The organism is Gilliamella sp. Gris3-2 (assembly GCF_001690345.1).
GTDB lineage: Bacteria > Pseudomonadota > Gammaproteobacteria > Enterobacterales > Orbaceae > Gilliamella > Gilliamella bombi.
This window is the reverse complement of the sequence record NZ_LZHB01000028.1, coordinates 95,233-109,275: the sequence shown is the minus strand read 5'-3', so window position 1 is coordinate 109,275 and position 14,043 is coordinate 95,233. Positions and strand designations below refer to the sequence as shown.

General features: G+C 34.9%; 11 protein-coding genes. All 11 read right to left on the bottom strand.

The window, feature by feature from the left end:
• Positions 1-66 precede the first annotated feature (66 nt).
• A complete protein-coding gene (gene uvrD / locus A9G32_RS05235; protein WP_141672654.1) occupies positions 67-2,247 on the bottom strand; it encodes a DNA helicase II in 2,181 nt (726 codons plus the stop codon).
• Between the two features lie 215 nt (positions 2,248-2,462).
• The gene (yigB, locus tag A9G32_RS05230; RefSeq protein ID WP_034912504.1) at positions 2,463-3,176 is read right to left on the bottom strand and encodes a 5-amino-6-(5-phospho-D-ribitylamino)uracil phosphatase YigB; all 714 of its coding nucleotides are present in this window, start codon (positions 3,174-3,176) and stop codon (positions 2,463-2,465) included.
• A gap of 2 nt (positions 3,177-3,178) precedes the next feature.
• Positions 3,179-4,099, bottom strand: coding sequence for a tyrosine recombinase XerC (xerC, locus tag A9G32_RS05225; RefSeq protein WP_335339988.1), 921 nt, complete (start codon positions 4,097-4,099; stop codon positions 3,179-3,181).
• A 9-nt stretch (positions 4,100-4,108) separates the two neighbouring features.
• The gene (locus tag A9G32_RS05220; RefSeq protein WP_065589283.1) at positions 4,109-4,846 is read right to left on the bottom strand and encodes a DUF484 family protein; all 738 of its coding nucleotides are present in this window, start codon (positions 4,844-4,846) and stop codon (positions 4,109-4,111) included.
• 159 nt (positions 4,847-5,005) lie between these two features.
• Positions 5,006-5,830: a diaminopimelate epimerase gene (gene dapF / locus A9G32_RS05215; RefSeq protein WP_065589284.1), complete on the bottom strand. Its 825-nt coding sequence runs from the start codon at positions 5,828-5,830 to the stop codon at positions 5,006-5,008.
• A gap of 121 nt (positions 5,831-5,951) precedes the next feature.
• The gene (lysA, locus tag A9G32_RS05210) at positions 5,952-7,205 is read right to left on the bottom strand and encodes a diaminopimelate decarboxylase (RefSeq protein WP_065589285.1); all 1,254 of its coding nucleotides are present in this window, start codon (positions 7,203-7,205) and stop codon (positions 5,952-5,954) included.
• A 21-nt stretch (positions 7,206-7,226) separates the two neighbouring features.
• Positions 7,227-7,382, bottom strand: coding sequence for an LPS translocon maturation chaperone LptM (lptM, locus tag A9G32_RS12780; protein ID WP_141672655.1), 156 nt, complete (start codon positions 7,380-7,382; stop codon positions 7,227-7,229).
• A gap of 242 nt (positions 7,383-7,624) precedes the next feature.
• Positions 7,625-9,718: an ATP-dependent DNA helicase RecG gene (gene recG, locus A9G32_RS05205; protein WP_065589286.1), complete on the bottom strand. Its 2,094-nt coding sequence runs from the start codon at positions 9,716-9,718 to the stop codon at positions 7,625-7,627.
• Positions 9,719-9,723: 5 nt separating this feature from the next.
• Positions 9,724-11,832, bottom strand: coding sequence for a bifunctional GTP diphosphokinase/guanosine-3',5'-bis pyrophosphate 3'-pyrophosphohydrolase (gene spoT, locus A9G32_RS05200; protein ID WP_065589287.1), 2,109 nt, complete (start codon positions 11,830-11,832; stop codon positions 9,724-9,726).
• An 18-nt stretch (positions 11,833-11,850) separates the two neighbouring features.
• Positions 11,851-12,141 carry a DNA-directed RNA polymerase subunit omega gene (rpoZ, locus tag A9G32_RS05195; protein ID WP_034912518.1) on the bottom strand — a complete coding sequence of 97 codons (291 nt, stop codon included), beginning with the start codon at positions 12,139-12,141 and terminating at the stop codon, positions 11,851-11,853.
• A gap of 153 nt (positions 12,142-12,294) precedes the next feature.
• Positions 12,295-14,037, bottom strand: a complete 1,743-nt coding sequence (locus tag A9G32_RS05190) for a SulP family inorganic anion transporter (protein WP_218055846.1) — start codon at positions 14,035-14,037, stop codon at positions 12,295-12,297.
• Positions 14,038-14,043: the final 6 nt, after the last annotated feature.

The following is a 14,043-nucleotide window of genomic DNA, read 5'->3' as shown; positions in this document are numbered from 1 at the left end:
ATGGGAATTAGTTTAACAATTAATTCCCGTTCAAGAAAGTAGTCACAAATTTTACTTAAAAGAAATCTACAATAAAGTAAGATTTGCTAATTTAACTACTAGCCATTTTATACCTTCATTAACAAAAGCTATTTGTACTCGCTTATGATCACCTTCGCCATCAAGATTAACAATAGTTCCTTCACCAAAACGTTTATGTAACACTTTACGACCTAATTTGTAACCATCACATTGAGGCTTCTTTTTAGGAGGAGACTTTATTTTTTCAGGCGACATTGTTCCTTGATAACTAATTTCATTTAATTTATCAATGGGTAATTCAGATAAAAAGCGTGAAGGTAAATTACGTTCTTCATGACCATATAGACGCCTTATTTGAGCTAATGATAATGTTAGATACTTACGTGCTCGAGTAATGCCAACATAGGCAAGACGACGCTCTTCTTCAAGTTTATCGAAGTCTTGAGAAGATCTTAAGTCTGGGAATATGCCCTCTTCTAGTCCTACAATAAAAACATTATCAAATTCAAGACCTTTGGCAGAATGTAGAGTCATTAGTTGAACTGTATCTTGTTCACTAATTACATCTCGGCTTTCTAATGACGTATATGCTAAAAATGATTCTAACACAGTTAATGCCTTACCCGTTTCTTTATCTTGAATAAGGTTATTTTCATTAAAGCGATAAAACTGCTCAGCGGCCGATACCAATTCTTCAAGATTTTCCAGCTTTGATTGTCCTTTAATACCAGGCTCTTGCTCATACATTTGCAATATGCCAGATAATTTGATAATAATATCAAGTTGTTTATAAAATGGTTTAAGCTCTACTTTATCGAAAATTGATTCTATTAATTCCAAAAAACGACCAATCCCAGAGCTTTGCCGTTCAGTAAAAGCATTGGTTTGGATTAGCATTATACATGCATCCCATAATGAAATATTATACTGCTTTGCAGTCAATCTAATTTTATCTAGCGTGACATTACCAATACCTCGAGTTGGGGTATTGATTGTAGCTTCAAACGCCATGTCATTATTGTGGTCATGTAATAGCCGTAAATAAGCAAGCGCTAATTTGACTTCTTGTCGTTCATAAAAACGAATAGATCCATAAATTTGATAAGGTAAACCCGCTTGCAACAATGTATCTTCAAATATACGTGATTGTGCATTATTACGGTACAATATCGCACAATCTGCGTACTTTCCACCTTCGTCATGGAACTTTTTTATTTGACTGACAACAAATCTTGCCTCATCAATATCATTAAAACCAATATAAAGCGTAATCAGTTCACCGCCGCCTATATCTGTCCATAAATTTTTACCCAATCGGTTCTGATTTTTAGATATTAAATTATTAGCTACATCTAAAATGTTACCAGTTGAACGATAATTTTGTTCCAACCTAATAATTTCAGTTTCAGGGTAATCGTTCATAAATAATTGGAGATTATCCGCATTAGCACCACGCCAACTGTAAATAGATTGATCGTCATCGCCTACAATCATTACATTGGCTGTATTACCTGCCAGTTTTTGTACCAAACGATATTGGATCTTATTAGTGTCTTGAAATTCATCAATTAAGATATTACAAAAACGATGATGACAATAATTTAAAACGTCTTGATTATGGCAAAGCAGTTCATACGTTCTTAAGATTAATTCTGAAAAATCAACGTATCCAACTCTATCGCAAATAGTCTGGTAGTCTCGATAAATCGCCTGCCACATCACTTGTTTAGGATCTTCAGGAACAATATCTTCCGCTCGGAATCCTTTTTCCTTTTGAGTAGAAATAAAAGCAGCACACTGTTTTGGCGACCATTGTTTTTCGTCGATTTTTAGCTCGTGAAAAATTCGCTTAATAAGCCGAATTTGATCTTCAGTATCAATAAGTTGAAAATTAGGAGGTAACTTAGCTTGCTCAGGAAACATGCGTAACAAACGATGAGTAAGCCCATGAAATGTACCCACCCACATACCGTTAAAATAACCCTCGCCTACTAATGCTTGAATACGTTCTTGCATTTGAATAGCCGCTTTATTGGTAAAAGTAACCGCAAAAATTGAGCCAGGTGAATAACTCTTTTCAATACAAAGCCAAGCAATACGATGAACTAAAACACGCGTTTTGCCACTCCCTGCACCTGCAAGAACAATTGAATATTGACTATCGGTAGTAACTGCTTTTTGTTGCTCTGTGTTTAGGCCATCTAATAATAATTTATTAATTTCCATTACATGCAAACCTATTTTGATAATAGAAACCGTCAAGTAGCATTATTGTTGAAAGAGTTATTAATATTTTCATCATATTCCGAATACGTTTGTCCACTGTGATCTAACAGAATATAAATAAAGACAAAGCTTCTTAGGTAAAAATTTCCATTACTACTAAAGAAACGTATCTTTGCATTTATTTTACTGTTTATTTGTACAGATAAGGAGGTTAATTATAGCAGATTCTCTAATTCTGGCAATTGTGTTATTTCGATGTGAGGTAAACATCTAGTATCATTAAGCTGAAAAATATCCTGATTATAAATATTAATAAAGCAAGCTAAAAAGCCGTTATCAATAGCTCCATTAACATCCGTTAATAAATTGTCACCCACATGTAAAATAGAGTGTGATGGAATATTAAGTTTGTGAGATGCTAAATCAAAAATTTCAGGAAAAGGTTTAGAACGGCCATGTTCACCACCACGTAGTGAAAATTGAAAATAATCACCTATGCCAATTTTGTTAATATCAACGTTACCATTAGTAATAACAGCCAAAGGATATTTAGTGGCTAATTTAGTTAATAGTGTATGCGTTGATTCAGGAACGTTCATCTTGTGCCGCCAAACATTAAAACAACTCATTGCTTCATCGATGACATCAGCAAATTTTGATGCTGGTATATTAGTTTTATTTAATAGCGATGTAATGGTTTGAATTCGCCAAACAATAACATCGTGATAAATTTCAGGGTCAGATGCAAGTACAGCACGCTTTTCAGCAAAATATTCGGGTAAAGTAAGTGTGCGTAATTGTTCATAACCTTGAAGAGTTTTGATCATTTCGTCTTCCGCTTTTTCAACGATCATGCTGTTGTTGTATAACGTATCATCTAGATCAAAAGTAAACGCTTTAATCTTATTAATAGATCGATAAAAGTGCATCGTTATTTTCCCCTTTTAGCGCGTGGATGGGCTGAATCATAAACTTCAGATAAATGCGAAAAATCTAAATGCGTATAGACTTGGGTCGTTGATAAATCAGCATGCCCTAACAATTCTTGTACTGCACGCAAATCACCACTTGATTCTAGCATATGAGTTGCAAATGAATGACGTAATTTGTGAGGGTGAACATGACTGCTTAACCCTTGTTTGATTCCCCACTGAGCAAACCGTTTTTCAACATTTCGCGGTGAAATACGCTTACCCAATTTGGAAATAAATAAAGCATCATCTTGTGGTGTTAAAAAATTCCGCATTGACAACCAGTGTTTAATCCATTTGATAGATTCTCGACCTAATGGCAATTTTCGCTCTTTATTCCCCTTACCCATTACGCGAATTTCACCATCAACAAGATTCAATTCTTGACAGTTAAGACCGACTAATTCAGAAAGGCGTAAACCTGAACCATACATAACTTCAAGCATAGTTCTATCACGAACAGAAAGCGGATCATTATGATCAATATCAAGCAGTTGATTAATTTCGTCAATATCAATATTTTTGGGTAAGTGTTGACCTAATTTTGGATTTAGCACGCCTCGAGCTGGATTAGCGGTAAGCTGCTCGTTTTTTACCATCCAATCACAAAAACTACGCAAAGCAGAAAGTCTTAATGATAAGCTTCTTGCTTGTAAGCCCGTCTGTTTGCTACGACTGATTAACAATCTAACTGCGGATGAATCCAAATTTTGCCAGTTCGAGATTTCAACTTCACTTGCCAACGAAATAAGCGCATAAAGTTGACGTCGATAATTAATCTGAGTATTTAAGCTTAGTTGCTTTTCTGACTTTAGATAATTTAAAAATTGATCAACAGGCAGCTTTAATGCCGTATTATCATTTTTATTAGGCTGCATCATGCTATGTCCTTATTTTGTTCGCATAATCCATCTGCTAATTAAAATTGGTAAAATTTCACTCATTTTTTCAAGTAATAATGTACCTTGTCCTGCTTGATAATGTTCGGGATTAGCACTAGTAAACATTAAAAGCCCCAAATCACCAAATCGACCTAACAAAGATAATGCCACTGAGCCAACATAACCGTGTTCATCAGGTAATAAAAAATCAAGCTCAGTTGAATTTAATGTACCTAAATATTGTTGACTGTACTGGAAATGTCTAACACGAATAAAATCAAATTGTGATGAATCTAAAGCTATATGATGGTAATTTGATGGCGCATTAAGCAACCATTTGTCACCAAAAAGATATAAATAAGCACCACTAAGTCCTAATGATTTAGCCCATGTGTTTAATAAAACAATAAGTTGATTTAGATCCTGTGCTTTAATTAATTCAATTTGCAGATCCATTAGCTGATTAAACAACAATTCGTTGGCACTGGCATGTTCCAATAATAATGAAATTTCGCACTCTAATTGGTTAATTTTATTGCGCTGACGCGCCATGTTCCATTCTGGTAAAGAAACCATTCCCCTGACAGGATGAGGCACTTGCATACACTCAACATACCGGGCATTTCTCATAAAAAAATCTGGATTATCAATAATATATTGACAAACGATTTCATCATTCAATTTTAATGATGAAGACGATTGCCGAGCTTTTTTTACTCTTAAATTTTGTGTATTTTTACCAACCATAATTAGCGTTTATTGTATTACCGTGTTATCTCATGTTTCTACCGTTTTCTTTTCGGTTAAAGATAAAAACTTAAATAAAATCAATACCCCACCTGAAGGTTTTTTGCCTTGTTATTTTCTGTCAACAAGTTTTAGAGTCTATTGGGGGGGATGTTAAAGTTAAGTAGCAATAAAACCATCATATACATGTGTAGCAGGTCCAGTCATATAAAGTGGTTGATTTCCACCTTTCCATTCAATTAATAATTTGCCACCAGGTAAATTGACATTAACTTGTTGGTTTAATAATCCTTGATTGATGCCTACTGCTACTGCGGCACAGGCACCAGTACCACAAGCTTGTGTTTCGCCAACCCCACGTTCAAATACACGTAAATTAATGTTATTGCGATCAATAATATGCATAAATCCAATATTGGCACGTTCAGGAAAACGTTCATGCTGCTCTAATAATGGACCTAGTGTTGCCACTTCTGCGGTTATAATATTATCGACTTGAACAACACAATGAGGATTGCCCATAGATGCAACACCACATAATATAGTCTGTTCTTGTGCTCGGATTATATAAGTTTTTTCTTCTTTTATAGCTTTGAAAGGAATTTTGTTAGGTTCAAAAATAGGTTGTCCCATATTAACACGCACAGTATTATCATCATTTACGGTTAAAACAATATTGCCTTTCATGGTACTAACTTTTAACACTCGTTTTCGGCTAAGGCCTTTTAAACGAACAAAACGTGCAAAACAGCGAGCCCCATTACCACATTGCTCAACTTCAGAACCATCTGAATTAAAAATACGATAATGAAAATCACTATCTGGTACATAAGGTGGCTCAACAATAAGAAGTTGATCAAACCCGACACCAGTATATCGATCTGCCATACGTTTAATCATTTCTGTCGAAAGATGAACATTTTGCGTCACAGCATCAATAACCATAAAATCATTTCCGAGTCCATGCATTTTTGAAAAGTTCATCGCTAGTTTACCTTCTGTTGTCAAACATGTTTTTATTTTTAACTTTTAGTCTAAACTGGTTACCAACATCAACTAAAAGAGGAATGCTATTATAATTAAGCATTCAATAACCTGTTAAATATTATAAAACTACTTCACCTCGCCATAAATCATCGAAGGATTCACGCTGGCGAATTAATTTATGTTGTTTATCATCAATAAGCATCACTTCTGCTGGTCGTAAATGGCTATTATAATTTGATGCCATACTAAAGCCATAAGCACCAGCACTACAAATTACCAACAAATCATCTTGTTTAACCGAAAGCTCACGCTGATAAGCCAACACATCGCTAGATTCGCAAATAGGTCCCACAACATTATAGACCGAAAATTCATCACCAGTTTGTGGTTGCTTTTCAGGTAACACTCTCATCCAAGCATCGTAAAGAGCGGGACGAATTAAGTCATTCATACCTGCATCGACAATTGCAAAATGGTTATTATCTTGGTGTTTGGTATATTCCACCTTAGTAATTAGCAACCCTGAATTAGCAACAATCGAACGCCCTGGTTCGAACAAAATTTCAATATCAGGATAATCAACTAATTTGTTCTTAAGTTCGGTTACAAGTTGCGATGCTGTTGGTGGTTGTTCGTTATCATAACAGACCCCTAAACCTCCACCTAAATCAATATGTTCAATTACAATATTATTAGATTGCAATTTATCAACTAAAGCGAGTATACGATCGGCAGCATCAAGAAATGGTGACAATTGAGTTAATTGAGAGCCAATATGGCAATCAATACCAACGATTTTAATGTTAGCTAATGAGCTTGCTTTTCGATAAACATTCAAAGCTAACTCATAGCTAATACCAAATTTATTTTCGCGAAGACCTGTTGAAATATAAGGATGTGTTTTAGCATCCACATCAGGATTGATTCTCAATGAAATCGGTGCAATTTTACCTAATCTTTTAGCAACTTCATCAACTCGGTATAATTCAGCCTCAGATTCAACATTAAAGCACTTAATACCAACTTCAAGCGCACGTTCAATTTCAACTATTGATTTAGCAACACCTGAAAAGACAATTTTTTTAGGATCTGCTCCTGCTTTTAATACTCGTTCTAACTCACCTTGTGAAACAATATCAAAACCAGCACCCAGTTTTGCAAGTAAACTCAAAACAGCCAAATTACTATTAGCTTTAACCGCATAACAAACCAAATGTTTATTATTAACCAAAGCATGTTCATACTCTAAAAACTGTTTACTTATGTATTCGGCCGAATAAACATATAATGGTGTACCATACTGCTTAGCAAGATCCGCTATCGCTATCTGATTGGCAAATAAACGATTTTGTTGATAATTTAAAAAATCCATCATGTTATTCCATTATGCAATTTAAATAAATAAACCAGATTGAATTGAAGCAGTTGTTAGTTTTGTTTGTTGCATTGCTGTTTTTTCAACTGGATGATAAAGCGGACCTTTTAATCCACATCCTACTAATGCCAATGTAACAAAACAGATAGGGAGTAATTTTATAGTTGATTTCATACAATATTCGCAATTCTTTCCATTTTTTATAATACTATCTATATTACACGATAGGCACAATGCTGCAAAGCGCAAATCATCATGCGAACATAAACAGATATATAAAATAAGTAAATATATTAAATTAAAGGTACAAGACTACATTCTACACATCAAATTACTATGCAATAAACCGTTACACAATTTGTAGATATGATTCAGATTGATAATTTCAAAACTTATCAGAAAAAATCAGCTAAGTTTTATGCATTAATATACTTTTCACGATTTGGAAGCCAACAATCAACTAATTGTTCAGCACTGTGTGGATGGTTTTTTTGGATGTCATAAGATATATTTTGAATTTCACTAATCAAATGCTGGTCGCGAATCAAATCAACAACTTTAAAATTAGCTGTACCCATTTGCCGAGTCCCTAAAATTTCACCACCACCACGAAGTTCAAGATCTTTTTGGGCAATAACAAATCCATCAGTACTTTCACGCATTACCTTCATGCGTGCTTGAGCAACTTTACTTAGAGGAGCTTGATACATTAATACACAATGAGATACTGCCGTGCCACGTCCAACTCGCCCACGCAACTGATGTAACTGAGCTAAACCTAAACGTTCTGCATTTTCGATAATCATTAAACTAGCATTAGGAACATCAACACCAACTTCAATAACTGTTGTAGCAACCAGCAGTTGAATTTTTCCTGCTTTAAACTCTTGCATAACTGATTGTTTTAAATCAGACTTCATTTTACCATGCACTAACGCAATATTTAAATGCGGCAAACGCATTTGCAATTCTGCAACCAGCATTTCAGCCGCTTGTGCGTCAAGTATTTCGGACTCTTCGACCAAAGTACACACCCAATAAACTTGGCGGTTTGCTAAGCAAGCTTGATTTACACGTTCAATAATTTCATCTCGGCGATTATTAGGTATTACAACTGTGTTAATTGGTGTTCTTCCGGGTGGTAATTCATCAATAACAGAAACATCTAAATCAGCATAAATGGTCATGGCTAATGTTCTTGGAATAGGCGTTGCCGTCATAATTAATTGATGCGGATAAAGATGATCTTTAATTCCTTTTTCCCAAAGACTTAGGCGTTGATTAACACCAAATCGATGCTGTTCATCAATGATGACAAGACCTAAAGAGGTAAATTCTACTTTATCAACAAATACTGCATGAGTACCAATTAACATAGTAATTTCACCCTTTTGAAGGCGCTCATAACGCTGTCGCTTATTTTTGGCGGTTAATCTTCCTGACAACCAATCAACACTAATTCCCAACGGCCCAAACCAAGTACTAAAATTATTATAATGTTGCTCGGCTAATATTTCTGTTGGTGCCATCAAAACCACTTGGCAACCATTTTCAATTGCATTCAACGCTGCTAAAGCTGCTACTAATGTTTTACCAGAACCAACATCACCTTGAATTAATCGCATCATAGGTACTGGTTTTGCCATATCGAGATAAATCTCTTGCACAACTCGCTGTTGAGCATGGGTTGGCGTGAAAGGTAATGATGATAAAAACGGGTTAATCAAGTGTTGAGTCGGGGAAAACAAGTGTGCCTGCTGTCTTTGATTATGTTTTTTTATCATTAACATACTCAAATGATAAGCAATCAATTCCTCAAAAATAAACCGCTTAATAGCTGGGTGATCACCCGACTCCAACTGTTCAATCTCAGTATCAATGGGTGGATTGTGAATAATATTTAAAGAATCAAAAGCCGACAAAAACTGACAAGCTAGCTGTGGAGGTAAAACTTCTTCTGAAGGATTATTTTTCAGCAAAATTAGCGCAGCCATAATTGACCGTCGAATCACAGCCTGAGTTAATCCATAAGTAGTTGAATAAATAGGTGTGTATCTTTCTTGATCATCTTCTAACGTAGTAGATTTTTCGTCTCGACTTGTTTTTAATTTAAATTGTGGATGAATTATTTCAAGATAATTTTTACCACGTTTTATTTCACCATAAGCACTGATCCACTTACCTTTAATTAGCGAAGCCTTCATGCTGGCAGTAAAATGCATAAATCGTAATATTGCAATACCAGAATCATCTTGAACGTAACAAACTAGCATTTGTTTACGACTAAAAGCAATTTCGCTTTTAATAATAACACCTTCAATTGTCGTAAATTCACCAATATTGGCGTCAGCAATAGCGCAAGATGAAGTACGATCTTCATAACGTAAAGGAAAATGCAATAACAGATCTTTAGCGGTATAGATACCTAATGTATTGAACTTTTTTTCTAGACTTTCACCTATTCCCGTTAGTTTTATCAACGGTAAATGGTCAAAAAAACGATTTATCATAATGACTAATTTATATTTCGTTTAACACTTACTACATCAGGTTGTAGTAACATTTTACGAATTAATTCATTAAGTTGCTGGGTATTTTTTACTTCTATCTGTAGAATAACAGTATAAATCTGCCTATCTTTTTCTTCGGTATTTAACCATTGCAAGCGAGTATTTTCATCATTAATAATTGACAGTATATGCGCCAAAGAACCTTGAGTATTTAAAATATCGAGCCAAATTTCAGCAACAAAACGTTGAGAAATATCCGGAGCCCATTTAAGTGAAATATATTTTTCTGGATTATTTTGATAACCAGTAACATTTCGACAAGATTCATGATGCACAATTAACCCCTTCTCTGGACTAACATGCCCAACAATAGGATCATTAGGAATCGGATGACAACACTTAGAAAATGTAACAGAAACGCCTTCACTGCCAGTAATAACAAGAGTTTTATTTGACTCTGATTTATTTTGCAGCAGCGCTTTATGTTCTAAACCTTTGGCAATAAAATGGCTCATAATATTACCTAATCCGATTTCGACTAAGACATCATCAAAATTGGACAATTTGGCTAACTCAACCACTCTAGCCTTTTGGCTTTCTGACAGTCCATTAATACCGCCAGATTTAACTAACGAAAGATTCAATAAACGTCGACCCAATTCAATTGCATCTTCACGCTTAAGAGTTTTAAGCGCCTGACGAATACGCGACTTCGCTCTAGCACTAACCACAAAATTTAACCAACTAGCATTAGGATGGCCTTCAGGAGAAGTAATAATTTCAACTGTTTGCCCACTGCTTAATGGTTGTGATAAAGGATAAGGTTTACGATCAACAATTGCGCCAATGCATTGATAACCAATATCAGAATGGACTGCATAAGCAAGATCAACTGCTGTTGCTCCTTCTGGTAATTGCACAATACGTCCTTTGGGAGTAAAAACGTAAATCTCTTTAGGAAACAAATCAGATTTAACGTTTTCGATAAATTCGAAAGAATTCCCTACGCTTTGTTGCAATTCTAACAGGCTTTGCATCCAGCGCTGAGCTTTAATTTGCGCAGTAGTATTGTTTAATTCATCAACTGCATTATACGCCCAATGAGCAGCAACACCCATTTCAGCCATTTGATCCATATCTTCGGTACGAATTTGGACTTCAACTGGTGTACCGTGAGGGCCTATTAACGATGAATGCAATGATTGGTAGCCATTTGCTTTGGGAATAGCGATATAATCTTTAAAACGATTAAGACGTGGTTTATACAAATTATGTACCAGTCCAAGAGCACGATAACAACCATCAACATCTTTTACCACAATTCTAAAAGTGTAAATATCCATGATAGAATGAAAATGTTGTTCACGTAGTTTCATCTTTTGATAAATAACATAGATATTTTTCTCGATACCAGTAACTTCTGCATCAATATGAGCGTCATGTAATCGCCCACGGATTTCAGACAAAATTTGTTGAATTAGCTCTTTTCGCGTATTTCGCGCTGTTTTAACGACTTTTTCAATCACTTTAGCTCGATTTGGATGCATTGCTGTAAAGCCCAAAATCTCAAGTTCTGTTTTGATGTGATTGATACCTAAACGATGAGCCAAAGGTGCGTAAATTTCAAGGGTTTCTTTAGCAATGCGACGACGTTTATCAGGTCTTAAAGCACTAAGTGTACGCATGTTATGCGTACGATCAGCAAGTTTAATTAAAATTACACGCACATCCTCAGTCATAGCAAGCACCATTTTCCGAAAATTTTCAGCTTGTGCTTCTTGCCTGTTACGGAATTTTAATTTATCAAGTTTAGAGACACCTTCGACTAAAATGGCAACATGTTTACCAAATTTGTCGGTAATATCTTGAAAAGTGACAGGAGTGTCTTCAATAGTATCGTGTAAAAGTGCGGCAATAACTGTTTCATAATCAAGCCGCATCTCAGCTAGATATGTTGCAACTGCAACTGGGTGAGTAATATAAGGTTCACCACTACATCGGAATTGCCCTTCATGTGCATTTTTAGCAAAAAGATAAGCATCTTGTATCAATTCGACTTGTTTAGACGGAAGATAAGATGCTACAACCTCTTTTAAGCCATCAAAATATTGCATAAGCAATTCCTGTAAAGCTTATTCGTATGATGGTGTGTTTTCGAGAAGAATCGACTCATGAAGTGTTGCTCGTGTTTCTTCCTCTTTGTTTTGACGAGCTTGAAAATCAGCAATATCAAGAATCTGTTTATTAACAAGACCATCTTCAATTTCACGTAAAGCAATAACAGTTTCTTTGTCGTTCTCTTCAGGAACATGTGGTGATTTATTTTCCACTTGTAATTGACGAGCGCGTCTCGCTGCTACAAGAACGAGATCAAAGCGATTACCAATTTTTTCTACTGCATCTTGAACAGTTACACGTGCCATTTTTACCTCTAATTTTTTACTAAAATACTTTATTTGAAAGATCTAATATTGTACTTAAATTTGTAGGCGATTGTCTATATTAATATTACTTTATCTGTCAATAATTGAGAAATGTCAGATAATTAAAACAGATCCTACATATTTGATGAATAGTCATGATAAATGTTCAGATTCATCATCAGTTTTATTATCCATATGGCCCTTACTTTGAGCTAACTTAACTGCAAAATAAAGATCATAAGCAAACTCGATATACTCATCATCAAGCTTAATATTCATCTGTTTAAACCAATTTTTAAGTGTTTTACGTCGACCAGATAAAATTAGGGTAACATTTCTTACTTTTAAAGACTTCACTAATTCATCAATTCCCGACAGCACACTCACATCTTTATAAGTAAAACAAGGGATTGCATCGACAATAACATAGCTTATTGGATCACTAGACTCATCAATATAACTGATAATTCTTCGCTTAAAATAAGCGATATTGAAATAAGTTAGCGGAGAATTAAATCGATAAATCATTGTATTACTGATCGGTTGCACATTTTGGCTTATAGAATGAATCCGACCACTTTCATCAACACCTAATAACTGATCTTTAGGTCTAAATACTCGACGTAAAAATAAAAATAACCCCAATAGTACCGCTAACGCCATACCAGGAATAATCCCTATAACAAGTACTGAAATAAGTGTTATCAAACTCAAATAAAAAGCGTCTCGATCAAATTTAAAAAAGCGAACGATGGTTTGAAAATTAATGAGTGAAATTGAAGAATATATTAAAATAACCCCTAACACACAAATTGGAATATATTGTAAAGGCGAAAGGAAAAACAATACCACAATACCAATTAATATTGCTGCAATAATCGAAACTAGTTGCGTTTTACCTCCATTTGCATCATTTACAGCTGTTCTTGATGATGTACCACTAACAACAAACCCTTGTGATAACCCTGCTACAATATTAGCTATACCTAACGCTTTAAATTCAACATCGGCATTGGTTTCATAGTTATTTTTTGATGCAAAACTGCGTACAGTTATCATCATACTAACAAAACAGATGATAGCAATATTAAGTGAAGGAACAACTAAATCACGCATTAATCCTTTATCAAAATCAAGCCATGACTCGGTAGGAATAAAATCACTGCTAACATTACCAATAATACGAATATTAAAATATTCAAAATTAAACACCCACGAAAAAAACGTCATCACAATAACAGCTAATAAAGGTGCAGGATATAGAGGTTTTAATCGCTTTAAGGCAATTAAAATAGACAAAGTAAAAAACGAAACGAGTGCAGTGCCTATATGAATTTCTGACAATTTAAAAGGGAAATAGACTATTCGCTCAATCAAATAAGAATAATCGTAGCTAAAGCCTAAGGTCTTGGCTAACTGATCGACCATAATGGTAATTGATATGCCATTAAGCAAACCAATTAAAATAGGCTGACTAAGCAAGTCGGCTAAAGCACCAAGATGTAACTTTCCAGCAATGATACACCAAATGCCTATCATTATTGTTAATATAATAACTAATTGCCAGCGCAATATTGGATCATTAGCCGCTAAAGGTAACACAACAGCGGCAACTACAGCACAAGTTGCTGTATCAGGTCCTACAATCAATTGTTTAGAAGAACCAAAAAACGCATATACAATTAAAGGCAAAATGGTCGAATACAGTCCAGCTATAGCGCCAACACCAGTCAATTCAGCATAAGCAATTGACACAGGTAACGAAACAGCAGCAACTGATAAACCAGCCTTAATATCAAAATTAAGATATTCTCGTTTATACTGTAATAAACTGCCTAATCCAGGCATCCATGCAATTAGTTTTTGAAAAAAAGTACTTTTTAACAAATCAGCCATGCTAAT

Coding starts and splice junctions, on each gene's coding strand:
- lptM (WP_141672655.1), bottom strand. CDS start 7,382: ATGAAATCAACTATAAAATTACTCCCTATCTGTTTTGTTACATTGGCA.
- uvrD (WP_141672654.1), bottom strand. CDS start 2,247: ATGGAAATTAATAAATTATTATTAGATGGCCTAAACACAGAGCAACAA.
- spoT (WP_065589287.1), bottom strand. CDS start 11,832: ATGCAATATTTTGATGGCTTAAAAGAGGTTGTAGCATCTTATCTTCCG.
- A9G32_RS05220 (WP_065589283.1), bottom strand. CDS start 4,846: ATGGTTGGTAAAAATACACAAAATTTAAGAGTAAAAAAAGCTCGGCAA.
- yigB (WP_034912504.1), bottom strand. CDS start 3,176: ATGCACTTTTATCGATCTATTAATAAGATTAAAGCGTTTACTTTTGAT.
- recG (WP_065589286.1), bottom strand. CDS start 9,718: ATGATAAATCGTTTTTTTGACCATTTACCGTTGATAAAACTAACGGGA.
- A9G32_RS05190 (WP_218055846.1), bottom strand. CDS start 14,037: ATGGCTGATTTGTTAAAAAGTACTTTTTTTCAAAAACTAATTGCATGG.
- dapF (WP_065589284.1), bottom strand. CDS start 5,830: ATGAACTTTTCAAAAATGCATGGACTCGGAAATGATTTTATGGTTATT.
- rpoZ (WP_034912518.1), bottom strand. CDS start 12,141: ATGGCACGTGTAACTGTTCAAGATGCAGTAGAAAAAATTGGTAATCGC.
- lysA (WP_065589285.1), bottom strand. CDS start 7,205: ATGGATTTTTTAAATTATCAACAAAATCGTTTATTTGCCAATCAGATA.
- xerC (WP_335339988.1), bottom strand. CDS start 4,099: ATGATGCAGCCTAATAAAAATGATAATACGGCATTAAAGCTGCCTGTT.